The organism is Ferribacterium limneticum, from assembly GCF_020510585.1.
Classification (GTDB): Bacteria; Pseudomonadota; Gammaproteobacteria; order Burkholderiales; family Rhodocyclaceae; genus Azonexus.
In genome coordinates, this window is the sequence record NZ_CP075190.1 from 1,562,789 (window position 1) to 1,587,742 (window position 24,954).

Here is a 24,954-nt window from a genome sequence, read left to right on the forward strand (position 1 = left end):
CTGAGTTTGGCCTGCGCCAGCGGGCTACGGCCAAACTCGACCTCACATTTGTGCTGCCATGACCAAACCAACTATCCGGAATGAAAAAGACGGTTCCGTCTGCGAGCAGGAGGACGGCGACACCATCCTGCGCGCAGCCTTGCGCGCCGGGCTGGGCTTGTCGTACGAGTGCAACTCGGGCGGCTGCGGCGGTTGCAAGTTCGAGCTCGTCGAGGGCGAGATCGAGACGCTGTGGGCCGATGCACCGGGACTCACCGAGCGTGACCGCAAACGCGGTCGCCACCTGGCCTGCCAGTGTCGGGCGCGTGGTCCGGTCAGCATCAAGGCGGCGACGGCTGCCGAATATCGGCCCAAGGTTCTGCCCAAACGGCAGCGCGCCCACTTGATCGGCACGCGGGATATCACCCACGACATCCGCGAGTTCCGCTTTCGTTCCGAGGACGATGCCGAGTTCCTGCCTGGTCAGTTCGCCATGCTCGATCTGCCCGGCCTTGCCGCCTCACGCGCCTATTCCTTGTCGAATACGGGCAATGAAAAGCGCGAGTGGCATTTCCAGATTCGCCGCGTCCAGCATGGACAGGGGACGCACGTCCTTTTCGAGAAGCTGGCCGAGGGCGACGAGATTGGCCTCGATGGCCCCTACGGTGTGGCCTACCTGCGCACCGAATCGCCGCGCGACATTGTCTGCGTGGCGGGGGGCTCCGGATTGGCGCCAATGATTTCGCTGACGCGTGGAGCCGTCGAGGCCGGGTTGCTGGCCGACCGAAAACTGTATTTCTTCTACGGCGCACGCACGCCACGCGATGTCTGCGGCGAGGAGATGCTGCGCGTCCTCGCCGGCTTCGGCGACCGGATCGTTTATATCCCGGTCGTTTCGCTGCCCGGCGACAACGGCGACTGGCATGGCGAGACCGGTTTCGTGCACGACGCTGTGGCGCATGCCCTGCCAGCCGAACTGGCGAGCTACGAATTCTATTTCGCCGGGCCGCCGCCGATGACCCAAGCCTTGCAGGAACTGCTCATGGTCGGCCATCGGGTGCCCTTCGAGCAGATTCATTTTGACCGCTTCTTTTGACGTGCGCTTCATCCCGGCGACGCCGGGGATTCAAAGTTTCACATTCCAACAACAGAGGAGATGACGGGGATGACTAGAAAAAAATTCGTTGTATCGGCGCTGGTTTCGGCACTGGCGGGTGGATCTCAACTGGCCCAGGCGACCGATGTATTTCGCCTCGAGGGTTTCGGCGCCGTATCGCGCGGGATGGGGGGCACCGCCGTCGCCCATGACGTTGGCCCGGCCGGCATGATGACCAATCCGGCAACGCTGTCGCTGATGCCGGACGGCGACCAGGCCATGATCGGCCTGGATCTGGTGACGACCGATATCAACGTCACAAACAAGGCAACCGGCGAAAGCGTTTCTTCCGATACCCATTCCAACAACCGGGGCCCGTATGTCGCACCCGAGGCGGCATACACCAAACGGCTCGGTGGCTGGTCCTTCGGCGTCGGCGCTTTCGCGCAGGGCGGACTGGGGACCGAATACGGCAATGGCAGCTTCCTGTCCCGGGCTACCGGCGGGCTGGCTACCGGGCTCGACAATTCGAGCCGCCTGCTGGTGCTGAACATTCCCTTCGCTGCCAGTTTTCAGGTTACCGAAAAGCTGACTATCGGCGGCAGCGTCGATGCGATGTGGCAGGGCCTCAACCTAGATTTGCTGCTCGGTGCCGATCAAGTCGGCAGCCTGATCGGTGCCGGACGGGCCACTGGTTCGCTGGTCGGCGCCTTGGGCGGCCTGCCGGACCTGCGCGGAGCGCATTTCAGCCTGACCAAGGACAAGTTTTTGGCCAGTGGTGTCGATGCCTGGGGCTACGGCGGTAAATTGGGGATGATCTACCGGGCCACGCCGGAAACCATATTGGGCGCCTCCTACACGATCAAGAGCCAGATGAACGACATGGAAGGCCGGGCAACGCTGACGGCCATCGATGGTATCGCCGGCCAGATTGCCTTTGGCGGGAAAATCCAGATCAAGGATTTCCAGATGCCCTCCCACGTTGATCTGGGTATCAGCCACCGCCTGACGCCGCAATGGACCGTGGCCGCCGACGTATCGCGGGTCTTCTGGAAAGACGTGATGAAGGACATCAAGGTTGCCTTTGTTGCCGATGCCGGGGGCGACATCAACATTCTCTTGCCGCAGGACTACAAGGACCAGACGATCCTTTCCTTGGGCGCTGCTTATGAAGTCAACGACAGTCTGACGGTGCGCGGGGGCTTGCGTTTCGCCAGCCAGGCCTTGTCTTCCTCTACCCTGTTTGCGGTCATCCCGGCAACGCCGAGAAAGCATTTATCAGTCGGCCTGACCTATGCGTTCTCGAAACAGGCCAAGCTTGATTTTGCCTATTCCCACGCTTTCAAGGAAACCATGGACAACACGAGTCTGCCGAATACCTCGGCCCCGATCGAGGTGACGCACGCCCAGAACAACGCCACGATAAATTTCCGCTACAGCTTCTAACGGTTTACCCATCCTCCGATGGTTTTTGGCGAGTTTTTACTCGCCTTTTTTGCTTTCTGGTCAAGGCTGCAGTTCTCACCTAAAACCCTGATGGAAAGACATCGCCGACTTTTTTGCTCGTATAGTCGAGAAATGGCCAGGTGCACTATCTCGCACCGACCGTGAACGTGGATTTTGGAGCGTGGATGAGAACTGAATTTCTGGCTCAGGACGAGAGCCTGCAAGCTTCCGTAAAAGGCGTGATGCTTGCCTCTGACGACAGTACCGAGGTTCGTCGGCAAAAGCTGGCGCGCATCATCCTCGATGCGATGTACCAGTTTCTGGGGCTGCTGGATGTCAACGGTACTGTCCTGGAAATCAATCGGGCGGCACTGGAGGGGGCCGGAATCTGCCTTGACGATGTGGTCGGGAAACCGTTCTGGGAGGCCCGTTGGTGGGCTGTTTCCGAAGATTCGAGCCAGCGGGTGCGGGAGATGGTCGAGCTGGCCAAGCGGGGGGAATTCGTCCGTTGTGATGTCGAGATCTACGGGGATCTTCATGGGGAAAAAACGATTTTCGTCGATTTTTCGCTGACCCCGATTCGTGATGACGAAGGGCGCGTCGCCTTCCTGCTTCCGGAAGGAAGAAACATCACCGAAAAGATCGCCATCGAGGCAGAACTGACGCGCAAGAACGGTGAGTTGCAGTTGGCGCTCGAGAAGCTGCGCGAAATCGATGGCTTCAAGACGAAGTTCTTTGCCAATGTCAGTCACGAACTGCGCACCCCTCTGGCCCTGATTCTCGGGCCGGTCGATCAACTTCTCAAGGAAGCCACGCAGTTGGGCGAACGGGAGCGTTTCCGGCTGACAACCATCAAGCGCAATGCCCAGTCCCTGCTGCATCAGGTTAACGATCTGCTCGACCTGGCGCGCATCGATGCGCAGCAAATGCCGCTGGCCTACGTCTGCGCCAATGTGATGGCCTTGTTGCGGGATGTGGCGGCCAGTTTTGCCGCGGCGGCCGAAGAGCGCTCGATTACCTTGTTGATCGAGGGGGAGGAGGAACTCTACGCCGACGTCGATCGGGCCAAACTGGCCCGCGTCCTGGCCAATCTGCTGTCCAATGCCTTCAAATTTACGCCAGCCGGTGGCCGTATTTGCTGTTCGATCACGCGTGTGGCGAATCGGCGGTTTTTGCTGAGCGTGCAGGACAACGGGCCGGGTGTGCCGCCGCAGATGAAGGAGCAGATTTTTTCCCGCTTCGCCCAGGGGCAGGATGGGCTTTCGGGGAGTGGCAGCGGCCTCGGTCTCAACATCGTCAAGGAATTTGTCGAACTGCACTTTGGGACGGTGGTCGCCCTCGATGCGCCGGGCGGCGGGGCGATCTTCCAGGTCGAAATGCCGATGCGCGCCCCGAAAGGTGTCTTTGTCCGCGAGAGCAATGAAGAGACTGGCCTGGGAGCTTACCAGCCCATCGATTTTGGCGATCCGCAGAGTCAGCCGACACGCGATGACAAGCCGGGCGTTTGCCGGATTCTCGTCGTCGAGGACAACCCCGACCTGCGCCATTTTCTCTATGACGTATTGATCGACGACTACAACGTCACGCTGGCCGAGAACGGGGCAATCGCGCTGTCATCGGCGCTGGAAAATCCGCCGGATCTGGTCATCACCGATCTGATGATGCCGTATTTCGACGGCGAGCAATTTGTCCGGGAGCTCCGTGCCAGCGAACGTTTCCCGAACGTTCCCGTGCTCGTCCTCTCGGCCCGGGCCGACGATGCGCTGCGCGAAACGCTGCTCGAAGAGCTGGTCCAGGATTACCTGACCAAACCGTTTTCGCCGCAGGAATTGCGGGCCCGCGTCCGCAATCTGGTCATGGTCAAACGCACCGTCGACATCCTTCAGAAGGAACTCAATTCACAGGCGTCCGACGTTTGCGAATTGACCGCCGGTCTCGTCTCCAGCCGAAAATCCTTGCAGGATGGCCTGGTCGCCTTGCAGATATCGGAGCGCCGCTGGCAGGGACTTTACAAAAACACGGCGGTCGGCATTGCCCTGGCCGACCGGGAGGGGCGGATTTTGAAGGCCAACCCGGCCTTGCAAAGAATGCTCGGCTACAACGAAGCCGATATCGTTGGCGTCTCGTTCGTCGATATTTCCGAAGAGTCCCAGCGGGCGATGACCAAGCAAAACGTCGATGGCTTGTTCGACGGCGTTATCGACAACTATCACGTGCAGAAACGCTATGAAAAAAGGAATGGCGACTTCCTCTGGGTCAATGTCAGCGTGTCGCTGATCCCTGCCGTTGACCGCGAGGGGCCCCGGCTGGCCGTTATTGTTGAAGACGTCACCTCGCGCAAACAGGCCGAGACCTCCCTTGCCGTCACCCAGGCAGAGCTGGCCAGGGTCGCGCGCTTCACGACCATGGGGGAACTGGTCGCCTCCATCGCCCACGAAGTCAATCAACCGCTTTCGGCCATCGCCACCAATAGCCAGGCGGCGTTGCGCTGGCTGGCTCGGGAAACGCCCGATCTCGACGAGGTGGTCGCCGCCCTCCGCCGGGTCAACCGCGATGCCAGCCTGGCCGGCGAGGTCATCACCCGCATCCGGAATTTCCTCCGTATGGGCGGCATCAAGCGCGAAGTGCTCGACGTCAAAGGCATGCTCGGCGACTTGTTGCTGATGCTGCAAACCATGCTGCTCGAAGCCGGCGTCCAGGTTGACGTCGCGATTGCGCCTGACTTGCCGGTCGTGCATGCCGATCTGGTTCAGTTGCAGCAGGTCATGCTCAATCTGGTCGTCAATGCCGTCGATGCCATGCGCGATCAGGCGGTAGCCGATCGTGTCCTGAGCATTACCGTGACGGCCAACAAGCAGGAAGGGGCGCTATTCAGATTCAGCGACACCGGGCCCGGCATTCCGCCCGACATGAAAGAGAAGATTTTCGATGCCCTGTTCTCGACCAAACGCGACGGTCTCGGCATGGGGCTGGCGATCAGCCGCTCGATCATCGAAAACCACGGCGGCCGACTTCGCCTGGAAACCGCCGGGACCGGTGCAAACTTCGTCTTCAACATCCCGATCAGCCAATGACTGCCAGCCTGACTTCGCAACTTCCCATCGTCTATGTCGTCGATGACGACGCCTCCGTTCGTGAATCCCTGAGCAGTCTGATCCGCTCGGCCGGAATGGCCGTCGAGGTCTTCGCCTCGCCCTTCGATTTCCTGGCCAAGGACAAGCTCAGCGATTTCGCCTGCCTCGTCCTCGACGTCCGCATGCCGGGCCTGGACGGGCTGGCGCTGCAGGAAAGAATCGCCGAGCTGGGTGTCGAGATACCGATCATCTTCATCACCGGCCACGGCGACGTGCCGCTGGCGGTCCGCGCCATGAAGGCTGGCGCGATTGATTTCCTGAACAAGCCGTTTGACGACACCGATCTGCTGAAAGCCATCGCCGTCGCCTTGTCGCGGGTCAGCGCCACGGTCAATGAACGGACCGAACTGGCCGATCTATGTCAGCGTTTCGACGCCCTGACGCCGCGCGAAAAACAGATCATGTTCGCCGTTGCCCAGGGCAAGCAGAACAAAGCCATCGCCTATGATTTGTCCGTGACGGAAAGCACCGTCAAGGTCCACAAACACAACGTGATGAGCAAAATGAACCTGCGCTCCGTCGCCGAGCTGACGCTGGCCATTCAGCAGCTAAAAAGTGTCGGCAAGAAAGCGCCGGCGGGCTAAAGAGCCAGAAGCAGGCGACGACGGCCAAAATGGGATTTCAATTTTGGCCGTTTTTTCCGGTTGACCGTAGCAAGCCCGGTTGACCGTGGCAATCACAAAACTACCGGATCACTGACCACGCCGGCCGTCGCCAGTCGCTCAATTTCTTCTGATGACAGGCCCAGCGCCGCAAGGCGTTCGCGTGAGTGTTCGCCGAGCAGCGGGGGCGGGCTCTGGATGGTGCCGGGGGTGCGCGACAGGCGCGGGGCGGGGGTTGGCTGCAGGACGCCGGCGACGTCGGCGAAGGCCTCGCGGGCGATGTTGTGCGGGTGGGCCGGGGCGTCGGTCATGCTGAGGACTGGCCAGACGCAATCGTCGGTATCGTCGAACAGGGCCGTCCAGTGCGCGCGCGGCTGGGCTTTGAAAATGGCGGTGAGGCGGTCCTTCATGGCCGGCCAGGTCGTCGTGTCGTACTGCTTGCCGCTGAAGTCGGGGTCGCCGACGAGGTTGAGGCGTTCGACGAAGGTTTTGTAGAACTGTGGTTCGAGCGGGCAGACGCTGATCCATTCGCCGTCGGCGCACTGGTAGACGTCGTAAAACGGGGCGCTCGAGTCGATGGCGCACTGGCCTTTCCATTCGCCCAGCGCTTCAAGGTTGAACAGGCCGTGGGCGAGGACGGCGGCGCCTTCGCACATGGCGGCGTCGATGACCTGGCCTTTGCCGGATCGTTGCGTTTCGATCAGGGCGCAGGCGATGCCCCAGGCCAGCATGAGGCCGCCACCGCCCATGTCGCCGACCAGTGTTGGCGGTGCCCACGGCGCGCCACCGTGACGCCGCCCGGTGTCGAGCACGCCGGCGATGGCCGCGTAGTTGGCGTCGTGGCCGGCGCGCGGGGCGAGCGGGCCGGTCTGGCCCCAGCCGGTCATGCGGCCGTAGATCAGGCGCGGGTTGCGGGCCAGACATTCGTCCGGGCCGAAGCCGAGGCGTTCCATGACGCCGGGGCGGAAGCCTTCGATCAGCACGTCGGCGCCTTCAATCAATTTGAAGACGAGCGCCTTGGCTTCCGGGTGTTTGAGGTCGATGCACAGCGATTTCTTGCCGCGATTGGCCACCGCCTTGCGCCCGCCGCCGAAGAGCTGCGAGGCGAAGGTGCCGCCGGCGCGCTCAAGCAGCGTGACTTCGGCGCCCATGTCGGCGAGCAACATTCCGCAGAACGGCCCGGGGCCAATACCGGCGAATTCGACGACCTTGATGCCGGCCAAGGGGCCGCGGGTTGGGTTTTGAGTGTTGGTTGGCATGATGTTGGCGTGAGGCTGATTCGGATGGAGGAAGAACATATCACCCAATGGGCATGGGCTGGGCATAGTCCGCAGTGTAGGTCGTGCGCCTAAAAACACTGTCGCAAACACGACAATTGAATGGCAGTGCGCCCGGAAAGGCAGGCCAGATCGCGAAGTGCATTCAGGCGTGGAATTTGCTGAATAGGGCTACACCCCCTTTCAGAGCATACAAAAATGACCCCAGAACTGCGCGAAAAACTGCTGGCCGGCCTCAAGGATGGCAGCATTGTTCCCTACCTCGGCCCTGGCGTTTTGGCTGATGTGAAAAATGCGGCGACCGGTGCGCCGATTCCGGCCGACAGCGATTCGCTGATCTACGCCATGAACGACGGCAAGCCGATGGCCCCCAAGCTCATGTACGAATTCCCCCGCGCCGCGATGAATGTCGAACTCAAGCGCGGCCGCAGCGCCGTTACCAAGTTCCTCAACCGCACCTACGGCGAAACCGCCTGGACGCGCGGCGCCGTGCATGACTGGCTCAAGGGCATCGCCCCGCATTACGTCATCGACATCAACCGCGACACGCAGTTGCAGGACTCCTACGCCGACGTCCCGCACAACCTGATCGTCGGCATCGCCCGCCTCGGCGGCACCGATTTCCGCTACAAACTGTATTTCTGGGATGGCGTCGCCTACCAGAAGACCGAAGTCATCAACCCGGCCCTGCCCATCCTCTACAAGCCGATGGGCACGCCGAAGCCGGAGGCCAACTACATCGCCTCTGACGCCGACTACGTCGATTTCATCACCGAACTCATGGGCGGCTTCTCGATCCCGCCGGAGGTCAAGGAACTGCGCAAGGGCAAGCAATACCTGTTCATGGGCCTGCGCATGAACCGCGACACCGAGCGCATGGTGTTGTCCGATGTCATCTACGCCGCCGCCGAACCGGCCGGCTGGGCGCTGATCGCCAACCCGACCGACAAGGAACGCCGCTTCTGCAAGAAGCAAAAGCTCGAAGTGATCGAAGCCGACGTCTTCGACCTGATCGGTGCAGCCATCGCAGCCTAATTCATTCAATCCACCAAGGAAGCAACATGTCGCTTGACCGTTACGAACCCCTCTTCTTCAACGCCAACTTCAAGGAAGCCGCCAGCTCCGGCGGCCTCGTCGCCTATCGCGGCGAGCTCGTCCTCAAGGAAGGCGAAGTGGCCGATGCCAATGGTCGCCGCAAGCCGCCGACGGAAGTCCTCAAGCAGGCCGTCCTGCTCGGCGATGCCGGTGGTCTCAAGCTGATTTCCGGCTCGCTCGACGAACTGCAGCAATACCCGTTTGTCGTTGAAAAATTCGGTGCCGAATTCAATACCGGAACGATTGCCGTCTTCTTCACGGTCAATATTCCGAAGGGTTTCGTGACGACCACCAACGGCGCAACCGTCGCCTTCATTCCGCTCGTTCAGGGCATGGTGTGGACCGAGTTGAGCGATCTGGTGGCGCTCGACAAGGGCGATTTCAAGGGCCTGAGCGCTGCCGATAAGGTCGTGACAGTCTTTGACGCGCTCAAGAGCTACAAATTCAAGCTCGCCGAGAACACCGTCGACGAAGCCCTGAAGACCACCAACAACGCCAAGCGCGAGACGCACGGGGCCATCTGATGGCCTGGGACGAGTCCCGTCATGCGCTGGGTGTCCCCGAAATGGACGACACCCATCACGAATTCGTCGAGCTTGCCTACGCTCTGCTCGTCGCGTCCGACGAGGACTTCCCGGCGCTGTTCGTGCGTCTGCACGAGCACACCCGCCAGCATTTCGAGCACGAAGGCAAGCTCATGAAGTCTTGCCGTTTTCCCGCCATTGGCGAGCACAACAGCGAGCATCTGCGGGTCCTCGGTGAGCTGGCCCACTTCGCCCGCGGCGTGGCAGCCGGTCGGCTGGGGGCTGCGCGTGAATACGTGCGCAACCTGCCAACCTGGTTCGCCGGTCACCTGGCGACGATGGACTCGGCCCTGGCGGGGTGCTTGAAGAAGGCGTGATGGCGGATCGCATTGCGCCGAAGTTTGCCGTCTGCCCGAGTGCCGAACTGGCCGACGGCGAGCATCGCAAACTGACCATGACTTTCGAAGGGCGGGAGGAGGAATGCCTGCTCCTGCGCTTCGAAGGGCAGGTCTACGCCTACATCAACCTCTGCGTGCACATGCCGCGCCGGCTCGATGGCGAAGAGCCGCAGGTTTTTGACCACACCGGGCGCTACCTGCGCTGCTCCATGCACGGCATCGTTTACACCCCGCAAACCGGCGCCTCGGTCAGCGCCATGTGCGAAGGCGAGCGCCTGCGCGCTGTTAATAGCTATGAGGATGACGGGGAGGTTGGGATTGCGGACTTCAGGGTCTCTGCCGTTGTGGTCCCCGTCAATTAAGCAAAATCATTGACATGACCGGCATAGTCGAACGTCAACGTGGTGCCCAAATCGGCCATTGCGGTTTCCCGATAGCGGCCCCTCAGCCAAACCCGCGTTTTCCGAACTGGAGACTTCCAAATCTGCCGTTGGTGACCTCACACAATCGGCCACAAGCAGCCAAAGCTTGCGATGGTTCCGGGCAATGTTTGCGACGTCCGGCGGAACTCAGGCAGCGAACTCCTGCCACGCCTAGTACGCACTTTAAATCCGGTGCGGGAATACAGACAAGAAACCCCGCCGAAGCGGGGCAGTTGCCGATAACGAACCCTACTGAGGCAATGGCAGCGACCGGCGGCGGCGCGAAAGACCCAAACCTGCCAAACCCAAGGCCACCAATGCTATCGACGCAGGCTCCGGAACGGCCATACTGTCTGCAATCACCACGTTGTAGGTGTTATTGCCAAAGGTGTAGGAATAGGTGCCTTCTGTCAGACCGAGGACTGCCAACGTCTCTCCCGCCCAAGTGGCGCTGTTTGACAGTTCGTCCCCGGAGACGTAGCCCTGGGGCACGTAGATCCGATTGGCCTGCGTCCAAATGCCCACCTGATCGCCCGTCCAGGAGGTCGCATTGAACTGACCGCCGGTCCCAAAAACCCCGGGTCCGGTCATCGCTAAATCGTAAGCGGAATACCCCCCGCTACCGAAGAGAAAGAAACCAAGCGATGAAATAATACGATTTTCCTCAGAGCCGGAACCAATTGAGGCCATTCCTGTGAGATCAAAAGCTCCGGAGCCGGTCGCGACGACGTCGCCTCCAACTTGCTGAAATTTGGTAGTGTATACGGCCGCAGCGTTGGCGCCCCATGAGGCGATGGCAAGGACACCGGCCACAAGGAAGGCTGAAATTCTGGTCATGGCTCTATCCTAAAAGTTGATTGAATTTGAAATTAAGGTACGGTAATCCGCCAAGGCAACCATACTCCAGTGTCAAAGCCAAATGCATGCCAGCAATGTAAGTATTTGATCACAAACTAAATTATGTGTTATTTTTCCTGCTAACCCGCGAAATTGTAAAAATTTTCGACACTCTTGTCCATGTGCGCATCGTCGCGGCGGCAATCGGGATCGCCGGAAGGCGGCAAACCAAGCTTGACAGATCGGAGACCACAACGCCCCTGAACTTGAGGTAGGCGGGAAATCGTGGAGTCCAACGGATCGTGGAATTTACGGTCTGGAGGATGTGGAAACGGGGTTATGGCCAGGTTACTTGGGCACCGCCAGACGAAAGGGGCGGCCAACAGACAAACCGGACCTACTGCTACCGCGCCATATCTCTTACCGGGTTGCGGCAGTGGGGCCATCAACTTGCCCGCCGAATAGCGGCCACTCAACTTGATTTCCGGGCGCACCACCAGCAGAAATTGAAAGTAACCCTGACCGGAAGGTTGTGGCCGGGTTGAGGCAGAGAGGAGGTGTCAATTTGCTCGCCGAATAGCGGTCATTGAGCGAGGTCCGACAAAGCCTTTAGTATTCAAATTGGATGATTGCCTCGACGGGCCGGTTGTGGCCGAACTCTGCCTGATGATGGTTTCATTGTCTCTGTGCCGAGTTGATCGGGCGACAGATATTTTCTGACCATCGTCCATGAAAAACGATGGTCAACTCGAGTGAGATTCCGTCTTCAAGCTTCCGCCGTCAGCTTTTCCAGCAACAGCGGTTTGACCTGCGCCAGCCAGGTGGTGATGCGCTCGTCGGTGAACATGCCTTGCGTGCGCTGGTCGATGAGCAGGCCGATGAAACGGCCATCGACTTCGGCGGCGGAGTGTTCGTAGGTGTAGCCGTCGGTCGGCCAGTCGCCGACGATTTCGGCGCCCCAGCCCTTGAACTTTTCGACCAGCGCGAACAGCGAGCTGCAGAAGCGGTCGGCGTAGCGTTCCTGGGCGCCGAGGCCGAAGAAGGCGATGCGCTTGCCGCTGAAGTCCACATCGGCCGGGAGCAGGGCGAGGAATTCTTCCCAGTTCGGCTCGAAGCAGCCGGACGAGGCGCCCTTGCCGGGAATTTCGCCGATGCCGTAGCTTGGCGTGCCAAGGATCAAAGCGTCGTATTTGAGCATGTCTTCCGGGGTGATGCGATTGACGTTCACCGGCTTGTCGCAGACGTCGTCGCCGAGCTGCTTCTGCATTTTCTTGGCGATCAGGCGCGTGGTGCCGGTTTCGGTGCCAAAAAACATTCCGATTTTATTCATGGTTTTTCCTGGATGGGGTTTGAAAGTTGAAAGGCGCGGACTTGGCACGCCCGTTGCGAAGATGGGTGAAAGCAGGCTGCCGACGTCGACTTTGCGACAGGGCAGCAGACCCAACCCCAACGGAGTTCGCCATGAGTGCCACCACCATTGATTGCAAGGGACAGATCGTCAGCATGGGCGACAAGGTCCGCGTTCTCGAAGTCAGCGTCGATCCCGGGCTGGATGAGGACGATCTGGACATGTTCCGCGACATGGTCGGCGCCATCTGCGACATCGAGCGCATCGATGCTGAAGGCGCCGCCTGGGTGGCGCTGTGGTGGAACGGCGACGAAGGCACCATCCTGACCCAGGTTGGCCTGGCGCCGCGGCAGATGGAGCGGGTGGCGGCCTGAGCCGCCGTTAAGTGACTCATTCGTCAATTTCCGCTGCGCTGTAGTTCTTCAGCCGCTTCTCGGCCGAGACGCCGAGAATCTTGAGCAGCCAGGGCGGTGGCGATTCGACCATGGCCACCTGGAAGGGCTGGAGGATGTCGAGCGCCGGCCCGCCATCGGGAATCTTGATCGGGTAGATGTCGGCGCGGATGACCTTGGCCGCAGCCGGGCCGCCGATCGACACAACGTAGCAGACGTGACAATCGCCGATCAGCTTGGCGCGCCACAGGTTCTTGTCGTCGGAAAACTCGGCGTCCATGGTGTCGCGGATATCGACCAGGCGGATTTCGGTCGGCGATACCTGATAGACCAGGAAACGCAGGCAGGAGCCGAAGTGGCCGGAGAGCAGGTCGCCCTTGTCGGAGGCGATGGCGATACGCACCGAGCCGGGCATTTCGCCGTCTTCATAAGACTCGATCTTGGGCAGCGAATCGTCGCCCTGCGTTTCGCCCCACAGGATGCGCACGGCCAGTTTCATTGATTCGAGGCCGATGCCGATATCCTCGCCGTCCTCTTCACCGTCGGCGCTGGCAAAGCCGGTCTTGAGCATGGTCACCGTCGTTTGGCGCAGCTTTTCCTCGTCGATCTCCTCGCCGAGCCGGCGTTGCAACAATTGGATCAGTGCCGGCAGGCTGGCGTTGGGCATGGCCCGCGACGCCAGCGCGATGCGTAGCGCGGCTTCGCGGGTGACCGGCGGTTTTCTGGCTTCTTCCATGACATTCTCCGTTTTTGATTGGGGTTGGGATTTAGGTTTGGTTTTTCCAATTCCCTTGCAGAGATGGTGCCAGCCAGTGAAACTCGGCTAACTGCCTGATTTCACGCGGGCATGGGGCTTGCTGAAGTCCACCCAACGCCAAGGAAAACCCATCATCGTGTCGGATACCTCACAAGAAGTCGTACGCGCCTACCATGCGCGGACCAAGCATCGTTTCGAAGCCTACGCCGAAGGCCCCGGCCAACTGGACTGGGATGCCCAGCCGGCGGCTTTCCGCCACTATCCGGGGGCGCCCGTGTCCGAATTGCCACTGGCGGCCGACCGTTTTGAGCGTTGCTACGGTCAACTGGAAAAAAAGCCCAAAAATGAAATCGCGCCGGACCTTGACAGCCTCGGCGCGCTGCTCGAGCTGTCCTTCGGGCTGTCGGCGTGGAAGACCTGGGGGCCGAGCCGCTGGGCGTTGCGCTGCAACCCGTCGTCCGGCAACTTGCATCCGGTCGAAGCTTACGTGCTGAGCGCCGGCCTGCCCGGTGTCGGCGCCGGCCTGCAACACTACGACCCGGAACAACACACCCTCGAAGGTCGCGCCCTGACGGCGCCGGCAGAAGGCGAGGCCTGGCTGGCCATCGGCCTGAGCAGTGTCATGTGGCGCGAAGCCTGGAAATACGGCGAACGCGCCTTCCGCTACTGCCAGCTCGACATCGGCCACGCCGTCGGCGCCCTGGCCTACGCCGCCGCGCTGCTCGGCTGGGAAGTCGTGCCGCTTGGCGCTACGGCCGAAGCGCTGAAGCATTGCCTCGGGCTGGATCGGCCGGACGACTTTCCGCCCTCGCGCTACGCCTTCACGGAAACCGAGGAGCCGGAAATCCTGCTCGCCATCCGCGCCCCCGGCTTGGGCACGCCGCCATCGGCCGAAGCACTGGCCGCCTGGCTCGATGGCGCCGCCTGGCAGGGCAAACCGACGCGCATCGACCCGTCGCCTGGCTACCGCTGGCCGGCCATCGATCAGGTCGCCGCGGCCAGCCGCGAGGCGATCAGGGCGCCGGAAACCATCGACTTTGCACCGCTACCGCCACTCGTCCCGCATCCGACGACGACCGGTGCCGCCCAGATCATCCGCCAGCGCCGCAGCGGCCAGCGCTTCGATCCGCACTACGCGCTGCTGAAGCCGGCTTTCTACCGCATGCTCGACGCCGTGCTGCCCCGGCCTCAGCTCCCTTGGCTGGCCCAGACCACGCCGCCGCGCATCCACCTGTTGCTCTTCGTCCTGCGTGTCGATGGCCTGCCCAGCGGCCTCTACCTGCTGCCGCGCACGCCGGCGGCTTGCCAGGAATTGCCCGCGGCCTTGATGCCGGCCGATGAACGCTTCGCCAACCGTCGTCTGGTTGCCGACTTAGACCCCGAATGCCCGCCGCACCTCGGCCTCATCCAGCTCGCCGAGATGGGCCTGCAGGAAATGCAGCGCCTGGCCCGCTCGCTGTCGTGCCATCAGGACATTGCCTCGACCAGCGCCTTCTCGCTCGGCATGCTCGGCGAATTCGAGGCGGCGACGGCCACCGGCCACGGCTACCGCGAACTGCTGCGCGAAGCCGGGCTGGTCGGCCAAGTGCTCTACCTCGAAGCCGAAGCCGCCGAAGTGCGTGGCACCGGCATCGGCTGCTTCTTCGACGACCCGGTGCATCAGCTCGTCGGCCTCTCCGGCCCACGCTACCAGAGCGTCTATCACTTCACGGTCGGTACGCCGGTCACCGACGACCGTATCGAAACCGGCCCGCCTTACCCCCAACGACAACAGGAAAAACCATGAGTCCCCAACTCGCCAGCTTTCTCGCCGAACACGGCTTTCAATCCAACGATATCAACTCCCCGCAGGCCGACGGCCGCTTCACGCCGCTCATGCGCGCCGCCAAGCTCGGCCGGCTCGACATCGTCGACGAACTGCTGGCGCTCGGCGTCGATCTCAATGCCCTCAATGCCGACGGCTGCAACGCCCTGTGGCTGGCCTGCTACAACGGCAGCCACGAACTGATCGAGCGCCTGATCGCCGCCGGCGTCAATATCGACCAGCAAAACGGCAACGGCGCCAGCGCCCTGATGTACGTCTCGTCGAACAGCAAGCCCGACCTCGTCAAACTGCTGCTCGAAAAAGGCGCCAACCCGAGTCTCAAGAATTTCGACGACTCCACGGCGCTTGATCTGGCGGCCTCGCTGGAATGTCTGAAGCTGTTGCGCAAGGCCGCCTGAGGCAGCAAGCGACTGACTGAAAGAAAACCCCTGTAAACTGGCTGCCGGAATTTTCAAAATTTAGGCGTTTCAGCCAGGAGTCGGTCATGCAACAGTTATCAGCGCAGGGGCAGCAGTTCATTCAGGGTTTGGCGCAGCGCTACGGGATCAGCACCGACGCGGCGATCACCATGCTCTACGCGGTGATGAACGGCAACGGGACGATGGCGCAGTTCAGCCATCCCGAGCTTGGCGGTTCCGGCCAATGGATGATGGGCGGCATGACCATGGTCGGCGACATGTTCAACTACGGGCTGAAGTCCAAGGTTGACGGCCTATGCGTGGAGATTTCCAACCAGTTGATGAATCAGCCGGGCTATTTTCAGCCGGCCCAGTCGCAATTCCAGTCGTCGGGCAATGCTCCGGTCGGCAATCTGTTCGTCTCGGCCGCCGCGGCCGGGCAGTGGTGGCCGGGCGATCTCGGCTCGCCGTCGTCTACGGGCGGGCAGAACAATGTCCGCTATGCGGTATTTCCCGGTTCGCGCCGTCTGGTTGTCGATATCGGCGGGCAGGTCACGGTCTACGACACGCTGGACAACCAGATCGGTGGTGTTTCTCAGCAGCAGGGCGGCAATGATTCGATGACTTTCAGCAGCCAGTACGGGACGATCGCCGTGAACAGCCTGCCGGTCGTCAGCATCAACGGCTACCTGCAACAGCCGCAGCAGAACTTCATGGCACCGCCGGCCCAGCAGTTCAACGAGGCACCGGCCTATCAGGCCCCGGCCGCCCAGGAAGGCGATGTCTTTGCCAAGATCGAACGACTGGCCGATTTGTTCAAAAAGGGCATCCTGACCGAGCAGGAATTCACCACCAAGAAAGCGGAGTTGCTCAGTCAGCTTTGAGCCGGGCAGTCATTTGGAATTTGGGCAAAATTTCCGGTTGACCGTGGAAATGTCTGAAAAGGCAGCTGGTCCTGTGAACCCTGCAAAAACTCTATGAGCTGTCCGGAGGGCAGGGGCCGGCTGAAGAAATAGCCCTGCATTTCGTTGCAGCCCAGTTGGCGGAGGATGGCGACCTGTTGCTCGGTTTCCACGCCTTCGACGATCACGTGCAGATTGAAATTTTTGGCAATCCCGACAATGGCCTGAATGATGGCGAATGAATCGTGCGAGGTTCTCAGGTCGCGCACGAATGACTGGTCGATCTTGATCCGGCTGACCGAGAAGCGACGCAGGTAATTGAGCGACGAATAGCGCGTGCCGAAATCGTCGATCGAAATATGGACGCCGGTGTTGCGCAGATGTTTGACGCGGGCAACGATATTTTCGGCGTCCTTCATGAGCAGGCTTTCGGTAATTTCGATCTCGAGCGATTCGGGCGCAATGCGGAATTCGTTGAGAGGGAGGCGAATTCGCTCAAGAAGGTCGACGCGATCGAATTCCCGGGCCGAAAGATTGACGCCTAGTCTGAGGTCGCCAAATCCTTGCTGCTTTAGGTACGCCAACTGGGCACAGGCTTCGCGCAGGACCCAGTCGCTGATGGTGATGATCAGCCCCGTCTCTTCGGCGATGGGGATGAAGAGATCCGGGCTGATCATGCCGGCGCTCGGATGGTGCCAGCGAATCAGGGCCTCAACCCCGACAATCTTGCCAAGTGCCGCATCGATCTGTGGCTGGAAGTGCAATTCGAACTGATTACCTTCCTTGACCGCTTTGCGCAGGTCGTTTTCCAGTGACAGGCGATCGAGGTGAGCCGTGTGCATGTCCGGCTGGAAAGCCAGAGAGCCGTTTTTCCCCTGATCTTTCACTTTGTACATCGCCATGTCGGCGCAGCGAATCAAATCTTCGGCACTGGTACTGTTGTCCGGGTAGACGGCAATGCCGATACTGGTTGTCGCCAAAAACTGGGTTTCGCCAAGCAGGAAGGGTTTGCGCAGTTCGGAGAGAATTTTCTCGGCAACGACGTGGACATCTTCGTTATTGCTGATGTTCGGCAGTAAGGCCGTAAATTCGTCACCACCCTGACGGGCCAGGGTGTCACCTGTGCGCAAACAACTGCGGACGCGCGCGGCAAATTTCCGGAGCAATTGGTCGCCGATCTGGTGACCATAGGTGTCGTTGACCAGCTTGAATCGATCGATGTCCAAAAACATCACGGCGAGTTTCTCTTTGCGCCGTGAGGCTTGCGCAATGGCCATCTCGAGGCGATCGACAAACAGGATGCGATTGGGCAGCTTGGTCAGCAGGTCATGAAATGCCTGGAAGGTGATCGTTTCTTCGGCTTTCTTGCGTTCCGAAATGTCGCGCGCCACGCCTGAGGTGCCAAGGAAGGCATCTGCCGATAGGCTCGGTGCACCTTCATAGACGCCCTGTGAGCTCAGGATGGCTGTCATGACCGGACCGCCATCGGCACGTGGCATGGCGGGCTTGCGTTTGAAGCGTACTTCAAGGTTGCTCGTCGCGCGTTCGCCGACTCGCCTTTCATTGAAGGCGTATTGGACATGCTCGTGGTCGCGCGGATCGACGATTCTGGTGTAGTTTTGGCCGAGCAGTTCGTCCGGCGAATAGCCGAGCAGGGTGCTGACGCGTCCGTTGATGAAGGTGAACCGGCCCAGGCGATCCAGCGTAAAAATCAGGTCAGGCGACTGCTCGACGAGGAAGCGGTGCAGTTGCTCGGAATGCTGGAGCTGGGTCGAGACGACGGCGAGTTCCTGGTCGCGCTGGCGATTGGCCAGGGCACGGTCGACGGCCAGGATCATGTCGTTCGGGTCGCAATCCTTGCGCAGGAATTCGAAGGCCCGGTGGCGCAGGGCGTGAATGGCCGAGTTGATCGACTTGTCGGCGCTGAACACAATGATCGATGCGTCGATCTTGTGCGAGGTCATCCACTCCATGATCTCGAAGCCCGAGATATCCGGCAGTCGCAAATCGAGGATGACCAGATCTGTCTTGCCCTCCTTGAGCCGGGCAATGGCCTCCTGCCCGGTGCTCGCTTCGCTGATCGAGCGCTGCTCGCTGGCCAGCAATTCCTTGTAGGCGAGCCGAAAGCGCGGCTCATCATCGACGATCAGAATGTGCTGCTGCGACCGAATAGCGGGAACCCTGGCCAACTCATACAGTGCAGTGATGGCGTTCATGCACTGGTACCCGGTGTGCTTGTTCGGTTCTTGGGGATCAGCAGTGCAATGCTGGTGCCGGCGCCGATCTGGCTGCGGCAGGTGATGAGTATTCCTTCCCTTTTGGCCAGGCTGCCGACGACCGACAAGCCTATGCCGCGTTGCGCGGTGTCAGTGATGGGCTTCGGTCGGTAGATCGCCTGGATGGTCTCCTCGGACATGCCCGGGCCATTGTCATCAACGCGCAACTGCACATAACTGGCACCATCGTGAATGATGTTGTCGCTGACCGAGATCTTGATGAGCTTTCCTTCGATCAGGGCCTCCGAGGCGTTTTTCCAGAGGTTGAGGACGATTTGCTTGAGATTGTCGCGGTTGACCGGGACGAGTAGCTCAAGCTGGGGCAGCGCCGTTTCGACGCGTATTCCCTTGGCGTTGAACAAGGTGTCGGCATAGAGCACGAGGAAGTCGTTGAGGACGCTGACCAGATCGATGCTTCGGGTATCTGCGGCGCCTTTGAGGGTTTGCGTCATGTGGCCGACGATGTTGGCGACGCGATCGATTTCCTCGGTCAGCACGGCCAGCTCCTGGCGGACGCCATCCTCGGGTAGCTTTCGTTCGAGAATGCTCAGGTAACTCTTGATGATGCCCAGCGGGTTGCCCGCCTCATGGACGATCTGCCGTGCCTGACGGGTAAATTGCTGGGTCAGTTCGGCTTCGACTTGCTGACGGTGTTGCGCCGCTTCAAATACGGCATCGAGGCTGATTGCCGCGATCTTGCCGAAATTGGCCAGCCATGGAACGCGGCGTTGGAGGCGACCGTACTGCTTTTCCGAGAGGCCGCAAAGCAGCACGCCGATCACGCGATTGCGCGCCAGCATCGGGATGCAGAGCAGTCCATCGGCAGACAGGGCGCGGGCGAGTTGCAGGTCAAGCAAGGCGAGAGGTTCAGTCTGATCAAATGTGGTTCGAACCTGGCGTCCAATGACGGCTGCTGCGGCCAGCGAGCGGGAAGAGATTAATGGGATTGAGAGTTGCCGGAAAAGTTCCGGCTGGGCGCCGACTTTTTCGCCGGACAGCGCATCGCTTTTCTCGTTGGCGAGCAGGATGGCGACTTTCGGGAGATCAAACAGGATGCGGGCGGATTCCCGCAAGGCGAGCAGGACTTCGGTGTCGCTGCCGAGCTGGAACAAATCCTGTTGCAAAGGCTGCAGCATCGCCATGCCACCGACCATCGCGGCAATATCCTCCTCGGCCGCGCTGGCCGGATCGGACAGGCGCGGTGGCGGGGCCGGCGCGGTCGTGCGACGTGCGGGAAAATCGTCGGCGATGGCAATGCCCAGGGCTTCGGCAATCTGGCGGGCGCGCTCGATCGCCCGTTCGCGAACAGCCAGCAGGGCCACCATTTCAAGTCGGGGACTGCTGCGATTGACGACGATGGCCAATTCCGGCGTGCTCTCCGCCGTGGCGCTGAGTGCCTGGGCGATCCAGACGATCTGCGGCAGGGCGGTGGCGGTGACGATCTGTGCCGCCGACGCATGATGGAAAGCCACGCCATCGGCCAGCACGGTGTCCAGCCCCCAGTGGTCGATCAGCCAGCCGCCGACGTCGGCATGCGTGGTGCCGAACAGCTGGGATTCCTCGGCCTGGAGCCTGGGGGTTTCGGTCGAGTTGACCAGGAAACGCTGATAGGGATCGCCAATTGCCGAGAGCAGGATCAGTTCGCCGATATCGTGCAACAGCCCCGACAGGTAGGCTTCGTCGGGATGCGGATAGTCGGCCAGTTCGGCCACGCCGCGGGCAATTTCACCGACCAGCAGCGAATGGCTCCAATAGTCGGCGACATCGAATTTGTCGAGATTGGGATTGCGGTCAAAAAGCCGCTGGATGGAAAGGCAGGTTGCCAGCGAGCGAACGAGGCGCGTCCCGAGCGCAACGAGGCAGGTTTCCAGATTCTTGAGTTCTTTGCCCCGGCGCAGTGCGGGTGAGTTGGCGACGCTCAGTATGCGGCTGGCCAGGCCGGGGTCTTGTTCGACGATACCGGCCAGTTCGCCCATCGTCGCTTGCTCATCTTCGACCGTCCGTACCAGTCGCAACAGAATCTCGGGCGGAGAAGGTATCCGCGCGATATCGATTGATTCCAGAACAGACTTGGGAAGACTGTGCATGAGTATGATGGTTCAATAATTACTTGTGGGCGGCACGGGAAGAGGGGGGAACTAATATTTAAACACGATGGACACAATTCTAATTTACACAGTTAATGCGTCGTAAATATGAAATATTGGAAATATTTTCAGATTGAATAGAAGCAAGATTAGCCGGAAATTTCAAGCCCGGATTGGCTAAAAAGCCAGTGCTGTTTCATACATCTGTTGGGGGATGAAGATTTCAAATTTGGCCAATATTTCCGGTTGACCGTGGGATTGCCTCTCGTAGACGAAAAAAAGCCGGCCGGGAAGGTATTTCCCCGGCCGGCCTTGCTTGCCTGCGTTAGCCGCGCTGGGCGAGCGGCACGACGTCGCGCTTGGCGGCGCCGACGTAAAGCTGGCGCGGACGACCGATCTTGTATTCCGGATCGGTGATCATTTCTTCCCACTGCGTCATCCAGCCGACCGTGCGGGCCAGGGCGAAAATGCAGGTGAACATTTCGGTCGGAATGCCGATGGCCTTCTGGACGATGCCCGAGTAGAAGTCTACGTTGGGGTAGAGCTTCTTCTCGACGAAGTACGGGTCTTCCAGTGCGATCCGCTCGAGTTCCATGGCCAGCTTGAACAGGCGGTCGTTTTGGAGGCCGAGTTCGGTCAGCACTTCGTTGCAGACCTTGCGCATGAGCGTGGCGCGCGGGTCGAAGTTCTTGTAGACGCGGTGGCCGAAGCCCATGAGCTTGAACGAATCGTTCTTGTCCTTGGCGCGGGCGATGAATTCGGGAACGCGCGAGACGTCGCCGATTTCTTCGAGCATCTGCAGACAGGCTTCGTTGGCACCGCCGTGGGCCGGGCCCCACAGGCAGGCGATGCCGGCGGCGATGCAGGCGAACGGATTGGCACCAGAGGAGCCGGCCAGACGAACGGTCGAGGTCGAGGCGTTCTGTTCGTGGTCGGCGTGCAACGTGAAGATGGTATCCAGCGCGTTGACCAGCACCGGATTCGGCACGTACTTCTCGCACGGATTGCCGAACATCATGCGCATGAAGTTGGCGCTGTAGCTGAGCTCGTTGTCGGGATGCATGAAGGGCATGCCGATGCTGTACTTGTAGGCCATGGCGACGATGGTCGGCATCTTGGCGATGAGATGGATGAAGTTGGTGTTGCGATGTTCGGCATCGGCGAAATCCATCGCGTCATGATAGAAGGCCGACAGGGCGCCAACGACGCCGGTCATGACGGCCATCGGATGGGCGTCGCGACGGAAACCGGAGAAGAACTTGGCGAGTTGCTCATGGACCATCGTGTGATGCGTGACGGCGGCCTCGAACTCGGCTTTCTGCTGGGCATTCGGCAGTTCGCCATTTTTCAGCAGATAGGTCACTTCGAGGAAATTGCAATTCTCGGCAAGTTGTTCGATGGGGTAGCCGCGATAGAGCAGCTGGCCGACATCGCCATCGATGAAAGTGATTTTCGACTTGCAACTGGCCGTGGACATGAAGCCGGAGTCATAGGTGAACAAGCCTGTTTTGGCGCCCAACGTCCGAATGTCGACACAGTCGTTGCCATGGACCGGCGCCATGATCGAAAAATCGACCGGTGCCAGACCGTCAATGCTCAGTGTTGCCTTGCGTTCAATAGTCATCTACTTACCCCCTTGAGAAATTTTGTTGTGCTGTCTGCCATCAAAGCGGGCAGAGCATACTGGTATACCGTGTACTTTCTTTGACCGTTGGTAAATCAAGCAATACGCATGCCCTTCCTTGGCAAAAAGGGCGATCCGCGGCTGGCCTGGGAAAGCGCCGGACAGGCGAGGTCCGACCCGGAAGCGGCGGGCACCAAACCGGCGCCAGCGTTCAGCCGATGCTCAGCTTCGGTGCGCGATGCTCATGGATGGCCGGACAGGCTCAGGAGCGCGCGGGCCTGGTCCGGACACTGGGTTGAAATATTTTCGTCGAGTGCCTTGAGCCAGCGTTTCGGAATGCTCTCCATGCCGTAGCGGGCGCCGGCCAGCATGCCGGCGATAGCGCCCGTGGTGTCGGCATCGCCGCCGCGATTGACGACGTCGATCAGGCAGTCCTCGAAGGTTTCGGTGGCGAAGAAAGACTGGAAGACGGCCTGCACGGTATCGACGATGAAGCCGCTGGGGTTCTCGCGCTGGCGCTTGTCGTAGGCGAAGACCGGGAAATCGCTGACCAGCTTGTGGGCACGTTCGCGCTCGACGTCGATGGGATCATGGCCGGCGAGGAAATCCTGAACCATCAGGATCAGCGTTTCGCAGGCCGCGTCGGACAGCGCGTTGTGGTGCGTGACATGGGCCTGGGCGCGGTTGGCAAAAATCGTCGTTTTTTCCGGTTGACCGTAGCAGGCCAGGGCGACGGGCAAGACGCGCATCGCGGCGCCGTTGCCGGCGTCGTGCTCGGAGGCATCGGCTTCCGGCCTGCCGGTCTTGCGGAAGGAGATCAGGTTGCGGCGCACGGTATTGCCGATATCGACCGGCTTGGCCCGCATCCAGGCGTCGAAGGCTTCGGCCGCGGCGATGGCGTCGACGCGGCCGCGGGCGATGATCGATTCGCCGAGGGCCAGCGACATCGTCGTGTCGTCGGTAACTTTGCCCGCCTTCAGGCGCAGCCAGCCGCCGCCGGTGATTTCGCAGTGCAGGCCGATCTGGTGGCGGATTTCATTGGGGGTCAGAAACTCGACCGTGGCACCCAGCGCATCGCCGATGGCCAGCCCGAGATAGGCCGCCATGCCGCGGTCGACGTGGGGCGCGTAGGCCGGCCCGGTGCGACGGCGCACCGGCGCGGTCCTGGCGATCAGTTCTCCGGTCCAAAACATTTGGCGTAATCCTTACAAACCCCACACGATGGGGCGGGGCAGACGTAGATGCCTTCGCGCGAACAGACCTGGCGGTAGAGGAATTTCTTCCACTTCATGTCGCCGGTGTTGTCGCGGGCAAGCGCCGGAAAATTGACCCACATCAGCCGGGAAAGTTCTTCGCGATTGGCCAGGCCGAGATCCTGCCAGAGATGGTCGCGGCCGGCGCAGGCGGTGGCCAGGATGTTGGCGATAAGCAGTTCGGACGGGTATTCGCAGGCGCGATGGTCGAGCAGCAGCTTTTGCAGGTCTTCCCATTCGGGGATGGCTTCAACCTCCCGGGCGCAGGACGATATGTCGCAGCCGGGAAAGTAGGCCTCGCACAGATAGCGAAAGGCCGCCGCACCCAGGCCAAGGTGAGGGGGGAGGCAACCCTCACCGCTGGCCTGGCCGGCAATGATGCTGGCCAGCAGCAAACGGTTCGGATCGCGCGCGGCCGGCCCGCCGACTGGTACAGCCAGCATGTCGCTGAGCAGCAGGAGGCGGGTGGGCAGGCGATCCGGACCGTTCATGGCCTGATCCTTGAAGGATGGTGCTTACTTGCTCGGGTATTCGACCAGGATGTCTTCGTCACGGACGATCATCTGGCAGGCCAGGCGCCATTGGGTCGGCGGGATGTCATCGACGTACATCTTGTCGACCTCGGCCTTGGTGATGTGGCCGAGTTCAAGCAGTGCAGCGACCTCGCGCACGTTGAGCGGGCCGCCCATCGGGGCGCGCTTGCCGTCAACCGATGACACCTTGACCAGACAGGTGCCGCAGTTGCCTTCCTGGCAACCGAAGTCGATCGGGATGTGATGTTCCTTGGCCAGTGCGAGGATGGTCTGGGTGTGGCTGCCGGCAACGGCATACACCGTCTTGTCCTTGTGCAGCGGGCTGCTGAATGTGATGAGGGCCATTTCTTAACTTCTCCAGAAGAGCGGGTTGATTTGAATTTCTCTGTTTGGGGTTGGGTCGATTTTTATAACGATGCTTTTAATCTTGTTCTGCTGTGGCGCAATTACGCGGGTTTAACCACGATATCGCCGCCGATAATCTGCGCCTGGCAAGCCAGCCGATGGCCGCGCGGGGCCATGTTGTCTTTCAGTACCTGGTCTTCGAGAATGCTCGGCGGGGCGAGGAACTCGCCGCCCGAAATGATCTTGGTCAGGCAGGTGCAGCACTCGCCTTCGCGGCAGCCGTAGGTGATGCCGGCGCCGACTTTCTCGGAAACTTCAATGAGCCGGGTACCGGCCGGTACGGTGACTGTGACGCCGATATCCTGAAATGTGACTTTTGCTTTAGGCATTGTTTTCCCCCTGGT

At 60.7% G+C, this 24,954-nt stretch carries 23 protein-coding genes; 12 read left to right on the plus strand and 11 right to left on the minus strand.

Annotation, left to right across the window (positions count from 1 at the left end; genetic code table 11):
• The first annotated feature begins 58 nt into the window (after nucleotides 1-58).
• From KI613_RS07590 to KI613_RS07605, 4 genes are all read left to right on the plus strand, one after another.
• The gene (locus KI613_RS07590; RefSeq protein ID WP_226404695.1) at nucleotides 59-1,075 is read left to right on the plus strand and encodes a 2Fe-2S iron-sulfur cluster-binding protein; all 1,017 of its coding nucleotides are present in this window, start codon (nucleotides 59-61) and stop codon (nucleotides 1,073-1,075) included.
• Between the two features lie 69 nt (nucleotides 1,076-1,144).
• Entirely contained in the window at nucleotides 1,145-2,521 is a 1,377-nt protein-coding gene (locus KI613_RS07595; RefSeq protein ID WP_226404697.1) for an OmpP1/FadL family transporter, read from the plus strand.
• A 185-nt stretch (nucleotides 2,522-2,706) separates the two neighbouring features.
• Nucleotides 2,707-5,595: an ATP-binding protein gene (locus KI613_RS07600; protein ID WP_226404699.1), complete on the plus strand. Its 2,889-nt coding sequence runs from the start codon at nucleotides 2,707-2,709 to the stop codon at nucleotides 5,593-5,595.
• Nucleotides 5,592-6,239, plus strand: a complete 648-nt coding sequence (locus tag KI613_RS07605; protein ID WP_226404701.1) for a response regulator transcription factor — start codon at nucleotides 5,592-5,594, stop codon at nucleotides 6,237-6,239. The genes KI613_RS07600 and KI613_RS07605 overlap by 4 nt, the downstream gene beginning before the upstream one ends.
• A 92-nt stretch (nucleotides 6,240-6,331) precedes the next feature.
• Here KI613_RS07605 and KI613_RS07610 read toward each other — a convergent pair whose 3' ends face one another.
• Complete coding sequence (locus KI613_RS07610) at nucleotides 6,332-7,516, minus strand: CaiB/BaiF CoA transferase family protein (protein ID WP_226404703.1); 1,185 nt, start codon at nucleotides 7,514-7,516, stop codon at nucleotides 6,332-6,334.
• 216 nt (nucleotides 7,517-7,732) lie between these two features.
• Between KI613_RS07610 and KI613_RS07615 the strand changes: the two genes are divergently transcribed.
• The 4 genes from KI613_RS07615 to KI613_RS07630 are packed head-to-tail and all read left to right on the plus strand — an operon-like array spanning nucleotide 7,733 to nucleotide 9,913.
• Entirely contained in the window at nucleotides 7,733-8,569 is an 837-nt protein-coding gene (locus KI613_RS07615; protein ID WP_226404705.1) for an SIR2 family protein, read from the plus strand.
• A 26-nt stretch (nucleotides 8,570-8,595) separates the two neighbouring features.
• Nucleotides 8,596-9,153 carry a hypothetical protein gene (locus KI613_RS07620; RefSeq protein ID WP_226404707.1) on the plus strand — a complete coding sequence of 186 codons (558 nt, stop codon included), beginning with the start codon at nucleotides 8,596-8,598 and terminating at the stop codon, nucleotides 9,151-9,153.
• The gene (locus tag KI613_RS07625) at nucleotides 9,153-9,530 is read left to right on the plus strand and encodes a bacteriohemerythrin (RefSeq protein ID WP_226404709.1); all 378 of its coding nucleotides are present in this window, start codon (nucleotides 9,153-9,155) and stop codon (nucleotides 9,528-9,530) included. The genes KI613_RS07620 and KI613_RS07625 overlap by 1 nt, the downstream gene beginning before the upstream one ends.
• On the plus strand, nucleotides 9,530-9,913 hold the full coding sequence (locus KI613_RS07630) for a Rieske (2Fe-2S) protein (protein WP_226404711.1): 384 nt from the start codon (nucleotides 9,530-9,532) through the stop codon (nucleotides 9,911-9,913). The genes KI613_RS07625 and KI613_RS07630 overlap by 1 nt, the downstream gene beginning before the upstream one ends.
• Nucleotides 9,914-10,222: 309 nt before the next feature.
• Here the strand turns inward: KI613_RS07630 and KI613_RS07635 are convergent, their stop codons facing one another.
• Both KI613_RS07635 and KI613_RS07640 read right to left on the minus strand, forming a co-directional pair.
• Entirely contained in the window at nucleotides 10,223-10,810 is a 588-nt protein-coding gene (locus KI613_RS07635; RefSeq protein WP_226404713.1) for a PEP-CTERM sorting domain-containing protein, read from the minus strand.
• A gap of 766 nt (nucleotides 10,811-11,576) precedes the next feature.
• Entirely contained in the window at nucleotides 11,577-12,140 is a 564-nt protein-coding gene (locus tag KI613_RS07640; protein ID WP_226404715.1) for a flavodoxin, read from the minus strand.
• A gap of 131 nt (nucleotides 12,141-12,271) precedes the next feature.
• Here KI613_RS07640 and KI613_RS07645 point away from each other — a divergent pair, with 131 nt between their 5' ends.
• Entirely contained in the window at nucleotides 12,272-12,532 is a 261-nt protein-coding gene (locus KI613_RS07645; protein ID WP_226404717.1) for a hypothetical protein, read from the plus strand.
• A gap of 16 nt (nucleotides 12,533-12,548) precedes the next feature.
• On the opposite strand, the gene KI613_RS07650 is transcribed toward KI613_RS07645, so the two are convergent.
• The gene (locus KI613_RS07650) at nucleotides 12,549-13,286 is read right to left on the minus strand and encodes a dinitrogenase iron-molybdenum cofactor biosynthesis protein (protein ID WP_226404718.1); all 738 of its coding nucleotides are present in this window, start codon (nucleotides 13,284-13,286) and stop codon (nucleotides 12,549-12,551) included.
• 157 nt (nucleotides 13,287-13,443) lie between these two features.
• Between KI613_RS07650 and KI613_RS07655 the strand changes: the two genes are divergently transcribed.
• From KI613_RS07655 to KI613_RS07665, 3 genes are all read left to right on the plus strand, one after another.
• Complete coding sequence (locus KI613_RS07655; protein ID WP_226404720.1) at nucleotides 13,444-15,093, plus strand: nitroreductase family protein; 1,650 nt, start codon at nucleotides 13,444-13,446, stop codon at nucleotides 15,091-15,093.
• The gene (locus KI613_RS07660; protein WP_226404722.1) at nucleotides 15,090-15,530 is read left to right on the plus strand and encodes an ankyrin repeat domain-containing protein; all 441 of its coding nucleotides are present in this window, start codon (nucleotides 15,090-15,092) and stop codon (nucleotides 15,528-15,530) included. Before KI613_RS07655 ends, KI613_RS07660 begins: the two co-directional genes overlap by 4 nt.
• Nucleotides 15,531-15,616: 86 nt before the next feature.
• On the plus strand, nucleotides 15,617-16,414 hold the full coding sequence (locus KI613_RS07665; protein ID WP_226404723.1) for an SHOCT domain-containing protein: 798 nt from the start codon (nucleotides 15,617-15,619) through the stop codon (nucleotides 16,412-16,414).
• Here the strand turns inward: KI613_RS07665 and KI613_RS07670 are convergent.
• The 7 genes from KI613_RS07670 to KI613_RS07700 form a co-directional block, all read right to left on the minus strand.
• The gene (locus KI613_RS07670) at nucleotides 16,405-18,648 is read right to left on the minus strand and encodes a GGDEF/EAL domain-containing response regulator (RefSeq protein WP_226404724.1); all 2,244 of its coding nucleotides are present in this window, start codon (nucleotides 18,646-18,648) and stop codon (nucleotides 16,405-16,407) included. The two genes, KI613_RS07665 and KI613_RS07670, sit on opposite strands and share 10 nt — an antisense overlap.
• Nucleotides 18,645-20,795 (minus strand): HDOD domain-containing protein, encoded by a 2,151-nt coding sequence (locus KI613_RS07675; protein ID WP_226404725.1) that lies wholly within the window; start codon nucleotides 20,793-20,795, stop codon nucleotides 18,645-18,647. The genes KI613_RS07670 and KI613_RS07675 overlap by 4 nt, the downstream gene beginning before the upstream one ends.
• Before the next feature lie 325 nt (nucleotides 20,796-21,120).
• On the minus strand, nucleotides 21,121-22,419 hold the full coding sequence (gene gltA, locus KI613_RS07680; protein WP_226404726.1) for a citrate synthase: 1,299 nt from the start codon (nucleotides 22,417-22,419) through the stop codon (nucleotides 21,121-21,123).
• A gap of 242 nt (nucleotides 22,420-22,661) precedes the next feature.
• Complete coding sequence (gene draG / locus KI613_RS07685) at nucleotides 22,662-23,612, minus strand: ADP-ribosyl-[dinitrogen reductase] hydrolase (RefSeq protein WP_226404727.1); 951 nt, start codon at nucleotides 23,610-23,612, stop codon at nucleotides 22,662-22,664.
• Nucleotides 23,591-24,163, minus strand: a complete 573-nt coding sequence (locus KI613_RS07690) for a nitrogen fixation protein NifQ (protein ID WP_226404728.1) — start codon at nucleotides 24,161-24,163, stop codon at nucleotides 23,591-23,593. Before KI613_RS07690 ends, draG begins: the two co-directional genes overlap by 22 nt.
• A gap of 24 nt (nucleotides 24,164-24,187) precedes the next feature.
• A complete protein-coding gene (locus KI613_RS07695; RefSeq protein WP_226404729.1) occupies nucleotides 24,188-24,550 on the minus strand; it encodes a 2Fe-2S iron-sulfur cluster-binding protein in 363 nt (120 codons plus the stop codon).
• Between the two features lie 101 nt (nucleotides 24,551-24,651).
• Entirely contained in the window at nucleotides 24,652-24,939 is a 288-nt protein-coding gene (locus KI613_RS07700; protein ID WP_226404730.1) for a 2Fe-2S iron-sulfur cluster-binding protein, read from the minus strand.
• Between the last annotated feature and the right edge of the window lie 15 nt (nucleotides 24,940-24,954).